Source organism: Pseudomonas sp. NPDC087336, from assembly GCF_044744285.1.
Taxonomy (GTDB): Bacteria; Pseudomonadota; Gammaproteobacteria; order Pseudomonadales; family Pseudomonadaceae; genus Aquipseudomonas.
Genome location: NZ_JBIUYA010000004.1, coordinates 194,155 through 210,933 on the forward strand (window position 1 = coordinate 194,155; position 16,779 = coordinate 210,933).

21 protein-coding genes are annotated in these 16,779 nt (G+C 61.4%); 10 read left to right on the top strand and 11 right to left on the bottom strand.

Annotated features, from left to right (window positions below):
* The first annotated feature begins 70 nt into the window (after nt 1-70).
* The 3 genes from ACIO0C_RS05840 (at nt 71) to ACIO0C_RS05850 (ending at nt 2,202) form a co-directional block, all read left to right on the top strand.
* Nucleotides 71-505: a MarR family transcriptional regulator gene (locus ACIO0C_RS05840; RefSeq protein ID WP_401309005.1), complete on the top strand. Its 435-nt coding sequence runs from the start codon at nt 71-73 to the stop codon at nt 503-505.
* Nucleotides 506-634: 129 nt separating this feature from the next.
* Nucleotides 635-1,807, top strand: coding sequence for a FimV family protein (locus ACIO0C_RS05845; protein ID WP_401309008.1), 1,173 nt, complete (start codon nt 635-637; stop codon nt 1,805-1,807).
* A gap of 104 nt (nt 1,808-1,911) precedes the next feature.
* Complete coding sequence (locus ACIO0C_RS05850; protein WP_008055542.1) at nt 1,912-2,202, top strand: SelT/SelW/SelH family protein; 291 nt, start codon at nt 1,912-1,914, stop codon at nt 2,200-2,202.
* Here the strand turns inward: ACIO0C_RS05850 and ACIO0C_RS05855 are convergent.
* Both ACIO0C_RS05855 and ACIO0C_RS05860 read right to left on the bottom strand, forming a co-directional pair.
* A complete protein-coding gene (locus tag ACIO0C_RS05855; RefSeq protein ID WP_401309011.1) occupies nt 2,196-3,089 on the bottom strand; it encodes a DMT family transporter in 894 nt (297 codons plus the stop codon). The genes ACIO0C_RS05850 and ACIO0C_RS05855 overlap by 7 nt on opposite strands.
* A gap of 76 nt (nt 3,090-3,165) precedes the next feature.
* On the bottom strand, nt 3,166-3,924 hold the full coding sequence (locus ACIO0C_RS05860; RefSeq protein WP_401309014.1) for an AraC family transcriptional regulator: 759 nt from the start codon (nt 3,922-3,924) through the stop codon (nt 3,166-3,168).
* Between the two features lie 172 nt (nt 3,925-4,096).
* Between ACIO0C_RS05860 and ACIO0C_RS05865 the strand changes: the two genes are divergently transcribed.
* Nucleotides 4,097-4,912 (top strand): UDP-2,3-diacylglucosamine diphosphatase, encoded by an 816-nt coding sequence (locus ACIO0C_RS05865; RefSeq protein ID WP_401309017.1) that lies wholly within the window; start codon nt 4,097-4,099, stop codon nt 4,910-4,912.
* A gap of 19 nt (nt 4,913-4,931) precedes the next feature.
* On the opposite strand, the gene ACIO0C_RS05870 is transcribed toward ACIO0C_RS05865, so the two are convergent.
* Nucleotides 4,932-5,522, bottom strand: a complete 591-nt coding sequence (locus ACIO0C_RS05870; RefSeq protein WP_401309020.1) for an HD domain-containing protein — start codon at nt 5,520-5,522, stop codon at nt 4,932-4,934.
* 18 nt (nt 5,523-5,540) lie between these two features.
* Nucleotides 5,541-5,852, bottom strand: coding sequence for an Mpo1-like protein (locus ACIO0C_RS05875; RefSeq protein ID WP_401309022.1), 312 nt, complete (start codon nt 5,850-5,852; stop codon nt 5,541-5,543).
* Between the two features lie 161 nt (nt 5,853-6,013).
* On the opposite strand from ACIO0C_RS05875, the gene ACIO0C_RS05880 reads away from it, so the two are divergent.
* A complete protein-coding gene (locus ACIO0C_RS05880) occupies nt 6,014-7,075 on the top strand; it encodes an AraC family transcriptional regulator (RefSeq protein WP_401309025.1) in 1,062 nt (353 codons plus the stop codon).
* On the opposite strand, the gene ACIO0C_RS05885 is transcribed toward ACIO0C_RS05880, so the two are convergent.
* Nucleotides 7,032-8,486 (bottom strand): TrkH family potassium uptake protein, encoded by a 1,455-nt coding sequence (locus tag ACIO0C_RS05885; RefSeq protein ID WP_401309027.1) that lies wholly within the window; start codon nt 8,484-8,486, stop codon nt 7,032-7,034. The two genes, ACIO0C_RS05880 and ACIO0C_RS05885, sit on opposite strands and share 44 nt — an antisense overlap.
* A 119-nt stretch (nt 8,487-8,605) precedes the next feature.
* Between ACIO0C_RS05885 and ACIO0C_RS05890 the strand changes: the two genes are divergently transcribed.
* Nucleotides 8,606-9,169 carry an NAD(P)H nitroreductase gene (locus ACIO0C_RS05890; protein WP_401309029.1) on the top strand — a complete coding sequence of 188 codons (564 nt, stop codon included), beginning with the start codon at nt 8,606-8,608 and terminating at the stop codon, nt 9,167-9,169.
* Nucleotides 9,170-9,203: 34 nt separating this feature from the next.
* Here the strand turns inward: ACIO0C_RS05890 and ACIO0C_RS05895 are convergent, their stop codons facing one another.
* The 6 genes from ACIO0C_RS05895 to ACIO0C_RS05920 form a co-directional block, all read right to left on the bottom strand.
* Nucleotides 9,204-10,541, bottom strand: coding sequence for a sensor histidine kinase (locus ACIO0C_RS05895; protein WP_401309032.1), 1,338 nt, complete (start codon nt 10,539-10,541; stop codon nt 9,204-9,206).
* A gap of 81 nt (nt 10,542-10,622) precedes the next feature.
* Complete coding sequence (locus ACIO0C_RS05900) at nt 10,623-11,069, bottom strand: LTXXQ domain protein (protein ID WP_401309034.1); 447 nt, start codon at nt 11,067-11,069, stop codon at nt 10,623-10,625.
* 217 nt (nt 11,070-11,286) lie between these two features.
* Nucleotides 11,287-11,964 carry a response regulator transcription factor gene (locus tag ACIO0C_RS05905; RefSeq protein WP_401309037.1) on the bottom strand — a complete coding sequence of 226 codons (678 nt, stop codon included), beginning with the start codon at nt 11,962-11,964 and terminating at the stop codon, nt 11,287-11,289.
* A gap of 7 nt (nt 11,965-11,971) precedes the next feature.
* Nucleotides 11,972-12,385 (bottom strand): translation initiation factor 2, encoded by a 414-nt coding sequence (locus ACIO0C_RS05910; protein WP_401309039.1) that lies wholly within the window; start codon nt 12,383-12,385, stop codon nt 11,972-11,974.
* Nucleotides 12,386-12,495: 110 nt separating this feature from the next.
* The gene (locus ACIO0C_RS05915; protein ID WP_401309042.1) at nt 12,496-12,795 is read right to left on the bottom strand and encodes a YciI family protein; all 300 of its coding nucleotides are present in this window, start codon (nt 12,793-12,795) and stop codon (nt 12,496-12,498) included.
* Nucleotide 12,796: 1 nt separating this feature from the next.
* On the bottom strand, nt 12,797-13,393 hold the full coding sequence (locus tag ACIO0C_RS05920) for a septation protein A (protein WP_008055521.1): 597 nt from the start codon (nt 13,391-13,393) through the stop codon (nt 12,797-12,799).
* Nucleotides 13,394-13,480: 87 nt separating this feature from the next.
* Here ACIO0C_RS05920 and ACIO0C_RS05925 point away from each other — a divergent pair, with 87 nt between their 5' ends.
* The 4 genes from ACIO0C_RS05925 (at nt 13,481) to scpB (ending at nt 16,777) form a co-directional block, all read left to right on the top strand.
* Nucleotides 13,481-14,344, top strand: coding sequence for a PHP domain-containing protein (locus ACIO0C_RS05925; protein WP_401309046.1), 864 nt, complete (start codon nt 13,481-13,483; stop codon nt 14,342-14,344).
* A gap of 13 nt (nt 14,345-14,357) precedes the next feature.
* Entirely contained in the window at nt 14,358-14,987 is a 630-nt protein-coding gene (locus tag ACIO0C_RS05930; RefSeq protein ID WP_401309049.1) for an L-threonylcarbamoyladenylate synthase, read from the top strand.
* 120 nt (nt 14,988-15,107) lie between these two features.
* Nucleotides 15,108-15,806: a ScpA family protein gene (locus ACIO0C_RS05935; protein ID WP_172901685.1), complete on the top strand. Its 699-nt coding sequence runs from the start codon at nt 15,108-15,110 to the stop codon at nt 15,804-15,806.
* A gap of 11 nt (nt 15,807-15,817) precedes the next feature.
* Nucleotides 15,818-16,777: an SMC-Scp complex subunit ScpB gene (gene scpB / locus ACIO0C_RS05940; RefSeq protein WP_401309052.1), complete on the top strand. Its 960-nt coding sequence runs from the start codon at nt 15,818-15,820 to the stop codon at nt 16,775-16,777.
* Nucleotides 16,778-16,779: the final 2 nt, after the last annotated feature.

A 16,779-nucleotide genomic window follows, 5' to 3' on the forward strand; every position in this document is an offset into this window, starting at 1 on the left:
CAGCCAAGGCTCATGCTTAGCTGACTAATTATTAGTATTTCCCTTTTTTCAGTCTAATCATGAGTGTTTTATGTCGTTGACCGATCAACACCGTTTTGGCATGCAATTGGCCCAGATGTCGCGTGGCTGGCGTGCCGAGCTCGACCGTCGCCTTGCCGGGCTCGGATTGTCCCAGGCCCGCTGGCTGGTGCTGTTACACCTGGCGCGCTTCGAACAAGCCCCGACCCAGCGTGAGCTGGCGCAAAGCGTCGGTGTCGAGGGGCCGACCCTGGCTCGGCTGCTCGACAGCCTGGAAAGTCAGGGCCTGGTGCAACGCCAGGCGGTGGTAGAAGACCGTCGGGCAAAAAAAATCGTGCTGTGTGCCCCGGCGCGTCCCCTGATCGAACAAATCGAAACCATTGCCACCCAACTGCGTCATGAACTCTTCGAGGGTGTCGATGAGGCCGATGTAAAGGTGTGCATGCGGGTTCACGGGCACATTCTGGCCAACCTCGAAAAATCCTGAGACAAAGCTTCACGCCAGACTTTTGAGTGAGCGCATTGGGCAGACTATAAGAACTACTCGGCAATATCGTGTTCGTACCGGATGTGCGAACACGTGCAGATTGGTTTTTTGGTGACCTAAGGGATGTTCATGCTCCAGAGTCGGCTATTGGTTGTACGGTGTGGTGCCAGGCTGTTGCTGGCCAGTGCCGCCGTCACTTACTCGGCCTGGGTGCCGGCGTTGGGTTTGGGTGAAATCACCCTGCACTCGGCGTTGAATCAACCGCTACGCGCTGACATCGCCCTGGTGGGTACGGCCGGACTTGCCGAGGGCGAGCTGTCGGTGCGCCTGGCGACGGCGGACGAATTCATGCGCGCCGGCGTCGAGCGCGTATTTTTCCTCAACGACCTGACGTTCACGCCCATTCTTCGGGGCGATCGCAGCCTGATCCGGGTCAGCTCCAAGAAACCGGTGAAGGAACCCTATCTGGATTTTCTGGTTCAGCTCGACCAGCCCAATGGCCGCTTGTTGCGAGAGTACACCGTGCTCATCGATCCTCCGGGTGCCGCAGACATTGCACCGATTGACGATGAACCGCCGCCGGGCCGTCCTTCTTCTGCATTCCCGAGTGTTCAGCCGACAGTCGCGCCACCACCTGTAAACAGGGAAGCGCTGGCAACGCCTGTGGATCCCCTGGCTGAACAACTGGTCGCCAGTGTCCTGCATAGCCAGCAGTTGCAAGCGAGCCTCGATGAACTCAACGCGAAGCTTCAGGCACAGGACGAGCAGATCGCCGTTGAGAAAAAGCAGGCGACCGAGCTGCAAACCCGATTGTCGGAGGTCCAGCAGGCTCCAACGGAACCGGTTGCCGTGGCGCCCGCGCCCGCGCCGGTGGTGGTTGAGGAGCGAGGGGTGAACTGGCTATGGATGCTTGGGTTTGTGGCGCTGCTGGCCTTGGCGCTGCTGCTTGCATGGGGGCGCCGTCAACGACAGCAGGATCAGGCTTTGCCAGAGCCATCGCAACATGACCCCCAGGCCAATCCACCCGTAACGCAGGGTGGGCAGACACTTCAGGAAGTCCGTTCTCCACAATTGAGCGTTCTTGCGCCGGTCGCGGTTGCTACATCGACGGTGTTGCCCCCGGCAACGCCCTCGCAGCCGTCACTCACCGATGAGTTCCAGTTGAATCTGGATGACTTGTCGATGGATACGAATTGGGATCTGGGCCCGATGGAAAACACCCGGCCCTGCGTAGCGACAGCGCTGCCCGAGCCTGAGATCGAATGGACCATCGAACCCACGTCCCTTGACGATAAACGGTAGGAGCCAAACGCCGCGGTGTATCTGCCGCACCGCCTAATCGTTCATCCCGGGCAATAAAGCCCGTTATCATGGCAGCGCCCTCCGTCTCAGGAATTTCAACGATCATGACCGCCAGCAAACCGGAAATCGTCATCACCTATTGCACCCAATGCCAGTGGCTGTTGCGTGCGGCCTGGCTGGCCCAGGAACTGCTAAGCACCTTTGGCGATGACCTGGGCAAGGTGTCGCTGGTGCCCGGCACGGGTGGGGTCTTTCACATTTTCTGTGACCAGGTGCAGCTCTGGGAGCGCAAGGCTGACGGCGGCTTCCCCGAGGCCAAGGTGCTCAAGCAGCGAGTCCGCGACCAGATCGATCCGGACCGCGACCTGGGGCACAACGATCGCACCACTCAGTGAGACACCGCCTCCGCAGCAACGGCTTTCTTGCTGGAACCACTTGAAAGCCTGCTGGACACCACGATCGCGACGATGATCAATGCGCCGCCGAGCAGCATGCGCAGGGTCGGGTTTTCATTGAACAGCAACCAGGCCATGGTGATCCCGTAAACCGGCTCCAGGGCGAAGACCACGGCGGCGGTTCGCGCCTTGATCACCGCCAGGCTGGCGACAAACAGGCTGTGGGCGACGCCGGTGCAGAACACCCCGAGCAGGCCGATCCACAGCCAGTCGATGGCACGCACTTCGCTCAAATGCGGGGCTGCCGCCGGCAGCAGACACAAGCCGACCACCACGTTCTGGCACAACGCCGCCTGCACCGGCGGGATGCGCGCGGAGCTTGCGCGGTTGGTCAGCGACAGCAGGGAAAACAGCAGGCCCGACGCAATTGACCAGAGCAGGCCGGTTGTGGCGCCACTGCCCAGATCGAACTCAGGCGTGACCAGCACCAGCCCGACACTGACCAGAGCCACCAACAGGATTTCATTGGCGCGGATCCGCTCACGGAAAAACAGCCCTTCAAGGATCACGGTAAAGGCCGGGAAACTGGCAAAGCCCAGGGTGGCGATGGCCACGCCAGCGATTTTCACCGAAATGAAGAAGCTCACCCAGTGCCCGGCCAGCAGTAAACCGCTGAGCAGCAGTCGGCGCACATCCACGGCTTCGAGTTTCTGCCAGCGGGTCTGGCTGGCAAAGCGTGCAAAGAATGCTAGCGCCAGCACCGCGAACGCCGCCCGGCCAAAGACGATGATGGGCGCAGAGGCGGCGGCGAGTTTGCCGAACACGCCGGTCAGGCCGAACATCAATGCGCCGATATGCAGGGCGCCCAGGGCGGTACGGGGAGTCATGGCAATCCTTGGTAAAGGTCGTGAGTCCGGTCATTTAACCGCGCCTGCCGCCACCGTGTCTGTCGCCAGGCTCGCGTTATTTGTCGCCAGCCTCGCGCCGCAACTTGCCCGGCGATACACCGAACTCGCGCAGGACCGCGGCGGCAAAGGCGCTCTGGGAGCTGTAGCCGACCCGGCAGGCAATCTCGCCGATGGGCAGCGCCGAATTGCGCAGTAATCCCACGGCCTTGTGCAGGCGTCGGCTGCGGATGTAGTCCATCGGCGTCTGTCCGCATTCGGCCACGAACCGTGCATGCAAACGGGCGCTGGAAAGACCGGCCACGCGGGCCAGGTCGGCGACTTGCAGCGGGTAGGCGGCGTATTGGTCAATATGCGCGTTCAATGCGGCGTAGGGCAGGCGCCGGCCACCGACCGGGTCGGGCCTGGCGTTGTTGAGACTGGCCAGCAACAGCACCGCGCCCTGTTGCGCAATCACCGGGTCATCGACCTGGCTGTTGGCCAGCCACTCGACCAACTGGCTCTGTCCCGTATCGAGCGACAAGCGACCGGCGTTGTCGAGCAGGCGTCGACTGGCATCGGCATGATCACCCAGGGACTGGCCAAGCCATTGATCGCCGGGCACGTCCAGGACCAGGCATCGGCTGCCATTGGGGCTGCCGCAGGCATGGTGAAAACCTGCGGGAATCACCACGAAGCTTTGCTGGACCACCTGACTGCCGCGCCCGTCGACCTCGAAATCCAGCGCACCCGACAGCCCGAATACCAGTTGCGCGTGCTCATGGCTGTGGACGATCAGGTCATGGGTGTACTGGCGCAGGGTAAGGATCGGTCTCATCGTGGCTCTCGTTACAGGCTCTCGTTACAGGCGCTCATTGCAGGGTTGATGAGTCAGGTCGCAGTCTACACCGACACGGCTTGTGCGCGCTGTCACAGGACTGACTTGCGGCTGTCATGGGTCATTAACCCGACCGGGTCAAGCTTGCCAAAACTTGTCCTGAGGGTCGCCCATGACCAGCGCCGAGCTCGCCAAACCCAGTCGTAAGCAACGTGTGCGCACCTTGTGGATTTCCGACGTGCACCTGGGCACGCGCGATTGCCAGGCCGAGCACCTGTCGCAGTTTCTCAAGGGCTATCACGCGGACAAGATCTACCTGGTCGGCGATATCATCGACGGCTGGAAACTGCGCGGCGGCATGTACTGGCCCCAGGCGCACACCAATGTGATCCGGCGCCTGTTGACCATGAGCAAGCGCGGCACCGAGGTGATCTACGTCACCGGCAACCATGACGAGTTCCTGCGCCGCTATTCGAAACTGATCCTGGGTAACATCCAGTTGGTGGACGAAGCGGTGCACGTGACCGCCGATGGCCGGCACTTGCTGGTGATTCACGGTGACCAGTTCGATGTGATTACCCGCTACCACCGCTGGCTGGCGTTTCTCGGCGACTCGGCCTACGAATTCACCCTGACCCTCAACCGCTGGCTCAACCATTGGCGCGCCCGTTATGGCTACGGCTACTGGTCGCTGTCGGCGTACCTCAAGCACAAGGTGAAGACCGCGGTCAGTTTCATCAGCGATTTTGAAGAGGCCATTGCCCATGAGTGCGTCAAGCGCGAGTTGCATGGGGTGGTGTGCGGGCACATTCACCATGCCGAGATCCGCAAGGTGGGCGAGGTGGATTACCTCAATTGCGGCGATTGGGTGGAGTCGTGCACGGCGTTGATCGAGCATTGGGATGGCACGATCGAGTTGTATCGCCTGGCCGATGCCCAGGCGCGGGAAGCGCAGTTGAGGTCGGTGAAAGTTGCCGAGCCTGCATGAAGAGCAAAATCAAAAGATCTTAAACGGTTGAATACTCCTCCATCGCCGCCTTGTAGATCGAATTCTTCGGCTGCGCAAACAAGCGCTCCATCATCGGCTCGAAGAAACTCAGCGGTAGCGTGTCATACGCCGGATCAAAGGCTGCGGCATCGTACTTCGCGCAGAACTCGATGGTTGCCTGATACTGCGCATGGTCGCTGAACTGCTCGCGCAGGTGCCGATCCATGCCCAGGTGATGGAAGAAGTAGTAGCCCTGGAAAATCCCGTGCTTTTCCACCATCCACAGATTCTCGGCGCTGACAAAAGGCTTGAGGATCGCGGCGGCGATGTCCGGGTGGTTATAGGAGCCCAGGGTGTCGCCAATGTCGTGGAGCAGGGCGCAGACCACGTACTCTTCGTCGCAGCCATCGCGCCAGGCGCGGGTGGCGGTTTGCAGCGAGTGGGTCAAGCGGTCCACGGGGAATCCGCCGAAGTCACCTTCGAGCAGCTTCAGGTGCGCCACGATCCGTATCGGCAACTGACGCGCGTAGGCGCTGAAGTCCGCGGCAATGATCGCCCAGTCTTCCTGCGTACCATCCTTCATGTGGGTAAAACGGGCATTGGCATTCATCGGCAATCCTCTGGTGGTCTAGAACGGCACGCGTCCCAGGATCATGTCGCGGTACATGACGAAATCGCCGAGCAGGCTGTAGAAAGGGTGCTGAAAGGTCGCAGGACGATTCTTCTCAAAGAAAAAATGCCCGACCCAGGCGAAGCTGTAACCCGCCACCGGCAATACCCACAACAACATCCAGGCGCCACGACCGATGGTCAGCGCCACAATGAAAATCACCAGCGTGGTGCCGATGAAGTGCAACCGTCGGCAGGTGCTGTTGCTGTGTTCGCTGAGGTAATACGGGTAGAACTCAGCGAAGCTGTTGAAACGCTTGACGTTTTCCACGACTGCGATCTCTGTGGTTATTGTTCTGACTGCAAGTTGTTCGGCGGGTAGCTTATTTGAGTCTAGAGTGATCAATGGCGCCAGCCAGTGACAATAGGCGCCACTTTAGTATCCTTCGGAAAACTCGCCGCGACAGACGGCTCACCAAGACAGTAGACGCCATGAGCGAACGAACGACTTCTGCAAGCTGGGCGATGGGGATTGTCAAAGCACTGGAAATGGACGGCCTGGATTGCCGGGTTCTGTTCAAGCAGCTGGGGCTCGACTACGCGGCACTGGATGATCCGGATGCGCGCTTCCCGCAAGATTCCATGACACGACTGTGGCAACGGGCGGTTGAACTGTCCGGTAACCCGGCAATCGGCCTGAACATGGGCAAGGTGGTGCGACCTGCGCAGTTTCATGTGACCGGCTACGCCTTGATGTCCAGCCAGACCCTGGCCGAGGGTTTCAAGCGGCTGGTGCGTTATCAGCGGATCATCGCCGAAAGCGCCGACCTGAGCTTCCGCCTGCTGGATGAGGGCTATGCGCTGATTCTGACGGTGCATGGCGACCATTTGCCACCCACCCGTCAAAGCGCCGAAGCCTCGCTGGCGTGCGCCCTGGCGCTGTGCGGCTGGCTGACCGGGCGCACGCTGCACCCGCGCAAAGTGCTGGTGCAGGGCGATGAACCGGTCAATCTCGAACCCTACAAACAAGCCTTCCATGCGCCGCTGGTGTTCAACGCGCCCTACGATGCGCTGATTTTCGAACGCGCAGACATGGAAGCGCCGCTGCCGACGGCCAACGAGGCCATGGCGTTGTTGCATGACCGCTTTGCCGGCGAATACCTGGCGCGGTTTTCCGAAAGCCGGGTCACGCACAAGGCGCGGCAGGTATTGTGCCGATTGCTGCCACAGGGCGAGCCCAAGCGCGATACGGTGGCGCAGACCCTGCACCTGTCGCAACGCACCTTGCAACGGCGTTTACAGGAGGAGGGCACGAGTTTTCAGACGTTGCTCGACGACACCCGTCGTGAGCTGGCCGAGCAGTACCTGGCGCAACCGACCATGACCCTGCTGGAAATTGCCTACCTGCTGGGGTTCGCTGATCCGAGCAATTTCTTCCGCGCCTTCCGCCGCTGGTTCGACACCACGCCCGGCGAGTACCGGGCGCGATTGACGGGAACACTTGCGCCGGTCAGTGACGCCAGAACGCCGGAATACACAGCACAAACACCGTAATGATCTCCAGTCGGCCCAGGAGCATGCCGAACGAGAGAATCCACTTGGCGGCGTCCGGCAGCGAGGCGAAGTTGCCGGCCGGGCCGATGGTCTCGCCCAACCCCGGGCCGACGCCGGACACGGTGCTGGCGGCGCCGGTCAGGGCGGTCATCCAGTCCACCCCGAGCAGTGAAAGCAACAGCGCGATCACGCAGATGGTGATGGCGAAGAAGAACGAAAAGGTCAGGATCGAGCGCACGATCTCTTCATCGAGGCGGTGGCCGTTGTACTTCTGCTTGATCACCGCCCGCGGGTGAATCAGCTGGTTAAGGTTGGCCTTGAGCAGGATGTAGGCAACCTGGAAGCGGAAAATCTTGATCCCGCCGGCGGTCGAGCCGGAGCAGCCGCCGACAAAGCCCAGATAGAAGAACAGCATCAGCGAGAAATTTCCCCACAGGCTGTAGTCCCCCAGCGCGAAACCGGTGGTGGTGACCACCGACGTCACGTTCAGCGCCACATGTCGCAACGCTTCGAGCCAATGCAGCTGGGTGGTCCACCAGTACCAGGTGCCGAGCACCAGCCAGGTCACCAACAGCATGCCGAGCAAACCCTGGACCTGTTGGTCCTTGATCAACGCCTTGCGGTTACCTCGCAGGGTCGCCACGTACAGGGTGAACGGCAGGCTGCCGAGAATCATGATGACAATGGCCACCCAATGTACCGCCGGCTGCGTCCACTTGGCCAGGGACTGGTCCGAGGTGGAGAAACCGCCGGTGGAGATCGCCGACATCGCATGGTTGATCGCGTCGAACGGACTCATCCCGGCCCACCAGAACGCCAGGCTGCCGAAAATTGTGATACCGACATAGGCCGCCACGATCAGGCGCGCCACCATGTGCGAGCGGGGCATGACTTTTTCGGAGCGGTCTGACGACTCGGTCTGGAACAGCCGCATGCCACCGATACGCAGCAGCGGCAGGATCGCCACCGCCATGCCGATAAACCCGATGCCGCCGATCCAGTGCAGCAGCGAGCGCCACATCAGGATGCCGGGGGACATGTCGTCCAGGCGGTTGAGCACCGTCGCACCGGTGGCGGTGATCCCGGACATGCTTTCGAAGAACGAATCGGTGTAGCTGATGTGCTGGGTCAGCAGGAAGGGCAGCGCGGCGAAGATACACACCACCAGCCAACTGCTGACGGTCAGCAAGTACATGTCCCGTGGTCGCAGATGGACATGCTCCGGACGCCCGGGAATGACCAGGGCGAGGCCGGCGACAAAGGTGATCATGCTGGCCCAGAGGAACGACGGCAGGTCGCCGGTGCGATCGAAGATCACCAGCGTACCCATGGGCACGACCATGGCGATGGCCAGGGTTATCAGGAAGATGCCGATGATGAAACCAATGAGACGTAAGGTCGGCAACGCCATGAAATCCGCTCGGATGAAGTAAGGAGGGCGCCATTCTACCTGCGGGGCGGGGCATGTAAACCGCACTGCCTCAGTAGTTACAGCTAGAATAGCCGCACAATTTTTTCTGGAGGTGGCCGATGCAGGCTCTCGACGTTTTGCTCAACCGTGTTTCCGTCCCGCGCCTGATCGAACCGGCACCCACCCAGGCGCAACGCGAAGTGCTGTTTGGCGCGGCCATGCGCGCCCCGGATCACGGCCATTTGCAGCCTTGGCGTTTCCTGACGGTCGAAGGCGCGGCGCGCGAGCAAATGGGCGAGTTGCTGGCCGAAGCGGCGAAGTTGCAGGACGCTGAAGTCACCGAAGCAGCCATCGACAAGGCGCGTAACGGACCGCTGCGGGCGCCGTTGGTGGTGGTCGTGATCGCTCGGTTGCAGGAGCACGTCAAGTATCCGAAGTCCGAACAGCTGCTGGCGGCAGGCTGTGCGGCCCACGGGATTTTGCTGGCAGCCTATGCGCAAGGCATTGGCGCGGTCTGGCGTACCGGTGACCTGGCCTATTCGCCGCATGTGGCCAAGGGGTTGGGTTTGGCTGAGGGCGAAGAGGTGATTGCCTTCCTGTACCTTGGCACGCCGCAAAAAGAACCCCGGGTGGCGGAGAAGGTTGATCTGGCCGAGTTCGTCAGCGCCTGGCCAGCCGCGTAAAGATCGTTCCCGCGCTCTGCGTGGGAACGATCACTTAAGCGGCGACTCCAGGTACTAACGGCAATTCCAGACTGGCAATGAACCCGCCTTCGGGATGATTGGCCAGCACCAGGCTTCCGCCATGCCGCTCCGCCGCACGCCGGGCGATCGCCAGTCCCAGGCCATGCCCGGGCGCCGTCTGCCCGGGCGCACGATAGAACGGCTCACCCAGCTGGCTCAAATGTTCAGCGTCCGCCCCCGGCCCATGGTCACGCACGGTCACCACAATCCGATCCCCTTGGCGCAACGCCTGCATTTCAATCGGCAGGCCGCCCACCGGGTTGAAGCGCTGGGCGTTGCGCAGCAGATTGTCCACGGCGCGCTCGATCATGGTCGGCCAACCCTTGAGGGTCAGTTGCGTCTGCGCTTCAAGGTGCACGAGCTGATCGGGTGAGCCCAGTTGCGCATCCTTTTGCAGGGTATTGAGCAGGGCGTTGAGATCCACGTCTTCGGCGCTGGCGTTATCGGCGTCGACCCGTGCCAGCACGAGGATTTCGCTGATCAACGCTTCCAGGCGGTCGCATTCGCGGGTCAGGCGCGGCCAAAGTTTTTCCCGTTCCTGCGGCGTGGCCCGCTCGGCCAGTGCCAGCGCAATGCGCAGGCGAGCGAGGGGCGAGCGCAGTTCGTGGGACACATCGCGCAGCAATTGTCGCTGACTGCCGATCAGGCTTTGCAGGCGCGCACCCATGCGATTGAAATCGTTAGCCAGCACGCCGAATTCGTCGCGGCGATTGGCCAGTTTGACCAGGCTGTTCTGTTGGTAGGTGGTTTGCCCCAGATCATGCACCGCGCCGCGCAAACGGCTGAGCGGGCGGGTGATGGAGAAGGTCACCAGCAGGCTGAACAGGGTCAGCACCACCAACGCGATCCCCAGCGCACTCAACGGCCAGAGCAGGCTTTCACGGTGCCAGGCGTTGAGTTCCGGGTGTGGAATCCGGTAGATGAACAGGTAGGTGTCACCGCTTTTTTCGCTGGTAAACTCATCGGTCAGGCGCCGCCATGGCAGGCGCCGGTCATCGTTGTTCTGCCGCGCTTCAAACGCCGCCGCGCGGCGCGGGAAGGTGCCGCGAACCACTGGGTCGCCGCTTTCGTTGAGCACCTGGACGTCGATGTGGTACTGGTGTTTACGCTCCTGCAGAAGATCCTGCGCGGCGTCCTCACCTTGGGATTCGTAAGTCTGCGTCCATTGCTCGGCCAGGGTATTGAGGCCCGGGTGGCGGCTGAGAATCCACGCGTCCTGATTGAGCATGTGCCCGAGCAGGATGGAGAGCCCTGCAACCAGGGCGATGGCCAGCCAGAAGCTGGCCAGGATCCGCCAGAACAATGAACGCACAGAAAATCCTCAAGCAAACACAATGTACTGCGTGGGGTCAGACCCAACGGTGATGAACCGTTGGGTCTTGGGGTTAGCGCATTATTGCGCTTTTTGGGCCTGTTGCGCTTTCCACGCCTTGAACTCGGCCCACTCGGCGCGACGTTCAGCCTGTTTTTTCTGGATCTCGTCGAATTTCTTCTGTTGATCCGGTTTCAGCAAGGCACGCACCTCGGCTTCGGCTTTCTTGTGGTTGGCGGCCATTTCATCTTTCATGGCTTTCTGGTCGGCTGGCGAGAGTTTTTCCAGGTACTTGTCGACCACTTGCTTACGTTCATGCATCTGCTCGCCCATGATCTTGCGGATCTGCTCGCGCTGTTCGCGGCTCAGGTCCAGCTGGCTGTACGGGCCTTTACCGTGCATGCCGTGCATGCCGTGCATCTGACCGCCGTGGTGCGAGTCATCCATCGGGCCTGCGCCTTCAGGCATGGCCATGGCAACGGTCGGCAGGGCGGCGGCGAACATCAGAGCGATAAGAGTCTTGCGCATGGTGAATCTCCTTGTCTCATTCCCGGTACGTTCCGGATGTGTGCAGATTACGCAGTTCAAGGTCAACGGCGGTCAGCGGTACGTAAAGCTTGGGTAAAGACGGATTGCCGGTGACCTGACAAAACCAAACCTCGTAGGAGCCGGCTTGCCGGCGAAGGCGTCCTCATGTGCGCCAAAAGCTTCGCTGGCGAGCCAGCTCCTGCAGGGGGGCGTTGGGTCAGAGGCTGTAGTAATAGCCACGGCTACGCAGCGCCACGATGCGCGGGCGGCCATCGGGATGCGGGCCGATCTTTTTGCGCAGGTTGCTGACGTGCATGTCGAGGCTGCGGTCGTACAGGGTCAGCTTGCGGCCGAGGGCGATTTGCGCCAGTTCCTGTTTATCCAGCGGCTCGCCGGGCTGCTTGAGCAGGGCTTCGAGCAGGCGGCTTTCAGATACCGTCAGGGTGAACTCCTGTTCATCGATGCTGACCACGCCGCGCACCGGGCTGAAACAAAGGTCGCCCAGTTCCATCTGGCTGGACACCGCCGCGGGATGGCTGCGGCGCAACACGGCGCGCAGGCGGGCGGTCAGTTCCCGTGGGTCGCAGGGTTTGGCCAGGTAGTCGTCGGCGCCCAGTTCCAGGCCAAGGATACGGTCCAGGGGTTCGCCGCGGGCTGAAAGCATCAGCACCGGCAAGTCGGGGTGATCGCTGCGCAGCTGCTTGAGCAGTTCCAGTCCACTGCCATCGGGCAACATCACGTCCAGCACCACGGCCGCCGGGGAAGCTTCGGCCAGTGCGCGACGGGCGCTCTGGCCGTCATGACAGGCGCGCACCTGAAACCCTTCCTGGCTCAGCCAGCTGCCCAGGAGCTCGCACAGCTCCTGGTCATCATCAATCAGTAACAACTCGCTCATGGATCACTCAATTTAGCCATTGTCGACGTTTTCGACTCGCCCCACTGGCGAAGATACCGCAGAGCAGGGCCAATAGCGCCACCCCGGCGCCAACGACGAACCACTGTTGCTGATCGGTCAACCAGCGCGGGATCGAACTGCCGGCCTGCAGTTCCCGAAGTTGCAGCTTGAGTCGCTGATTCTCCTGGCGCAAGCGGACCAGTTGGGCGCTTTCGCGTTCGCCATCGGCAGTGTTCAATTGTTTGCTCAGTTCTTCTCGTTGCCGCTCGCTTTCCTTCAAGCGTTGCTGCAGTTCGTTGATCTGGCTGCCGGCGCTCAAGGACAGCGGCGTGGAGTTCGCGCCTTCGGCGGCTTCTTCACCGTGGGCGGGCGCCACGATCGACAACGTGACCAACATCAGACACAACGGACCTTTGCGCATCGCGACTCCTGATTCCAATACGGATATTGGGGAGTTTGTCGGCAGGCAAACGAGATTAATGAGCGATTGAGAACGCGATGAACCGATAAGGTTCACCGCGCAAGGGGAGGTTACGGGAGGACTTGCTTGAACGGCTTGACCAGAACGTTGGCGTAGACGCCTGCGGCGATGTACGGATCGGCGTCGGCCCAGGCCTGTGCGGCGTTCAGGGAGTCGAATTCGGCGACGATCAGGCTGCCGGTGAAACCCGCTGCTCCCGGATCATTGCTGTCGACCGCCGGATGCGGGCCGGCCAATACGATGCGGCCTTCGCCCTTGAGCGCTTGCAGGCGCTCCAGGTGTGCAGGCCGTGCGGCCAGGCGGGCTTCCAGGGAGTTGGCGACGTCTGTGGCAATGATTGCGTAAAGCATGTCAGTCCTCGGTTTTCGGCGTTGTGGTATCGGCGTCGTGCAGGTGGCGGGACAAGTAGATGCCCTGGCCGACCAGGAATAGCAAAGTCATGCCCAGGCTGCCGAAGACCTTGAAGTCGACCCAGTAGCTCTGGAAAGTGAACGCGACGAACAGGTTGGCGGCGCCGCAAAACAGGAAAAACGCGATCCAGGCGATGTTCAGGCGCGTCCAGACCGGCTCCGGCAGGCTCAGTGCGTGGCCCATGATGCGCTTGATCAGCAGTTGGTCACCGATGAAGTGGCTGCCGATGAAAGCCAGGGCGAACAACCAGTTGACCACCGGGGCTTTCCATTTGAGGAAGGTCTCGCTGTGGAAAGCCAGGGTCAGGCTGCCGAAGACCAGGCAGGCGATGAGCGTCAGCCACTGGCTCTTCTCCAGCTTGCGCTGTTTGATGAACAGCGTGCCGTAGACCACCAGGGAGCTGATGATCAGCATCGCGGTGGCGCTGTAGATACCGCCTACAGTGACCTCGTGGCCGGCAATGTCGACGACCCGTGGATCGATTTTGAAGACGATGAAAAACAGCAGGAGCGGGATGAAATCGATGAATTGTTTCACAGTGGCAGCCAGAAGCAGGATGTGGCGGCATAATAACAAACATATGGGCGCGCGATAGCGCCAGCTGATTTGAGGTTACAAAGCCCTGTGAATGTTGATCTGCACTGCCATAGCACGGCCTCCGATGGCGCCCTGGCGCCTGCTGTCCTGGTCGCGCGTGCGTTCGAGAAAGGCGTGCAGGTCCTGGCCTTGACCGATCACGACACCCTGGAAGGCCTCGACGAGGCCCGTCACGCCGCGAATGGGCTGGGGATGCAACTGGTCAACGGCGTCGAGTTGTCCTGCACCTGGGGCGGCGCGACCATTCACGTGCTGGGCTACGGTTTCGACGTCAATGCCGCGCCGTTGGTCGAGGCGATTGCAAAATTGCGCGATGGTCGCTGGCTACGTTCCGAGGAAATCAGCCGCAAACTGGCGCTCAAGGGCATGCCGGGTGCGCTCGAAGGCGCCCGGGAAATCCAGCAGACCCTGGGTGATAGCGGCAACGCACCGGCCCGCCCGCACTTTGCCGACTGGATGGTGCGCGAAGGTTTCGTCAAGGATCGCGCCGAAGCGTTCCGTAAATGGCTGGGTGCCGGCAAGCTGGGGGACGTCAAGCAACACTGGCCGACCCTGGAAGACACCGTCGAAACCCTGCGCGCGGCCAAGGCCTGGGTCAGTCTGGCCCATCCCTGCCATTACGAATTCACTCGCAGCAAGCGTCGCCGCCTGATTGCCGACTATATTCAAGCAGGGGGCCACGCGATTGAGGTGGTCAATGGCCATCAACCTGCCGAGCAAGTGGGCAGTCTCGCGATTTTGGCCCGCGAGTTCGGTCTGCTGGTCAGCGCCGGCAGTGATTTTCATGGCCCTGGAGGCTGGTCCGAGATCGGTGAATACCGCCCGCTCCCGGAGGATCTGCCACCACTGTGGTGTCGATTCAAACATGACCCAATTATTGCCGCCGTCTGAACAGGTAGAGAATGTGAGTCAATTTTTCCAGATTCATCCGGAAAACCCGCAGGCGCGCCTGATCAAGCAGGCTGTCGAGATCATCCGCAAGGGCGGGGTGGTGATTTATCCCACAGACTCCTCCTACGCAATCGGTTGCCAGATCGGCGACAAGGTCGCCGTGGAACGCGTTCGCCGCCTGCGTCAGCTCGACGAAAAGCACAACTTCGCGCTGATATGCAGCGATCTGTCACAACTGGGACTGTTCGCGAAGATCGACACGGGCACTTTCCGCCTGCTCAAGGCCCATCTTCCGGGCCCTTACACTTTTATCCTCAACGCCACTCGCGAAGTCCCGCGCCTGCTCTTGCATCCGAAGAAGCGCACCATCGGCCTGCGGGTGCCGAGCCACCCGATTGCCCTGGCGCTGCTGGAAGAGCTAGGCGAGCCGCTGATGAGCGTGACGCTGATCATGCCGGGCTTTGAGGATCCGATGACCGACCCCTACGAAATGCGCCAGTTGCTCGAGCATCAGGTGGACCTGATCATCGATGGCGGTTTCGGCGGGATCAAGGCGTCCACCGTGATCAACCTCGCCGATGGCGAGCCGGAAGTGATCCGTGTCGGTTGCGGCGACCCTGCGCCGTTCATGGTCGAGGCCTAGATGTCCGCAGTAGAACCCGTCGACAGTCAGGCCGGAGCCCAGCAAGAGCTGCCTTTCGCCATGGTCTATGGCCAGGCGGTTCTGGAAATGCCGCTGGACCTGTACATCCCGCCGGATGCGCTGGAAGTCTTTCTCGAAGCCTTCGAAGGCCCGCTCGACCTGCTCCTGTACCTGATCCGTAAACAGAACATCAACATCCTCGACATCCCGGTGGCGGAAATCACCCGGCAGTACATGGGCTATGTCGAGTTGATGCAGTCGGTGCGCCTGGAACTGGCCGCCGAGTACCTGGTGATGGCCGCGATGCTGGCCGAGATCAAGTCGCGGATGCTGCTGCCGCGGGCCGAAACCGTCGAGGATGAGGAAGAAGACCCCCGCGCCGAACTGATCCGCCGCTTGCAGGAGTACGAGCGTTTCAAGGCCGCCGCCGAAGGCATCGACGGCCTGAGCCGGGTCGGACGCGACGTGGTGGTGCCCAAGCTTGACGCCCCGGAGGCGCGGGCGCGCAAACTGTTACCGGATGTTCGTCTGTCAGAGCTGTTGCTGTCCATGGCCGAGGTATTGCGCCGCGGCGACATGTTCGAAAGCCATCAGGTCAGCCGCGAGGCGCTGTCCACCCGCGAACGCATGAGCGATGTGCTGGAACGGCTTAAGGGCGGCGGTTTTGTGCCGTTTGTCGAGCTGTTCACCGCCGAGGAAGGGCGCCTGGGGGTTGTCGTGACATTCATGGCGATCCTCGAACTGGTCAAGGAATCCTTGGTCGAGCTGGTGCAGAATGAGCCGTTCGCCGCGATCCACGTCCGAGCACGAGCCGAATAACGAGTCCAATCATGAACCTGAGTGAACCCCGCGAGCTGGCGCCATTGCTCGAAGCCTTTCTGTTGGCCTCCGGAAAACCGCAATCCCTGGAGCGCCTGTTCGAGCTCTTCGAAGAGGCCGAACGCCCGGAACCGGCGGTCTTCAAGAAAGCCCTGACTATCCTGGGCAAGTCCTGCGATGGCCGCGCGTACGAGTTGAAGGAGGTGGCTTCCGGCTATCGCCTGCAAATCCGTGAAAAGTTTTCGCCGTGGGTCGGGCGCCTATGGGAAGAGCGGCCGCAGCGTTACTCGCGCGCCATGCTCGAAACCATTGCCTTGATCGCCTATCGTCAACCGATCACCCGGGGCGAGATCGAGGATGTGCGGGGCGTGGCGGTCAACAGCCAGATCGTCAAGACCCTGATGGAGCGCGAGTGGATTCGCATCGTCGGTTACCGCGACGTGCCGGGCAAACCGGCGATGTTTGCCACCACCAAGGCGTTTCTCGATCACTTCAACCTGAAGAACCTCGATGACCTGCCGCCGCTGGCCGAAGTGCGCGAACTGGAGCCGGATCCGGTGCTCGACTTCGACGACGCGCCAGTGCCCGCCGGGCTGCAGGAACTGGCCGACGCCAGCGCCGAGCCGGAAGAGCCCAAGGAAGAGACCAGCTTCCATACGCTGTTGCTGGAGCTGGACAGCATGGAGGAGGGGATCAAGACCGACTTCGATGATTTGCTGCGTGATGGGGAGATGCCGGGGATTGATCGGGAGCAGCCCGAGATCGAGCCGGAACAGGTGGATCTGCAGGTCGAATCTGAACCTGAACCCGAGCAGGAAGACGACATCCTCGGCGTGGCCGAGGCCCGCGAAAAACTCCTGGCCGCCATTGCTGCGCTGGAACAGCCGAAACCCGAGCTTAGCGATGAAGAAGCCGAAGCATTGGCCTTGGCCGAAGCCATCGAAGCCGAACGCCGCCAGTTCGACGACTGACC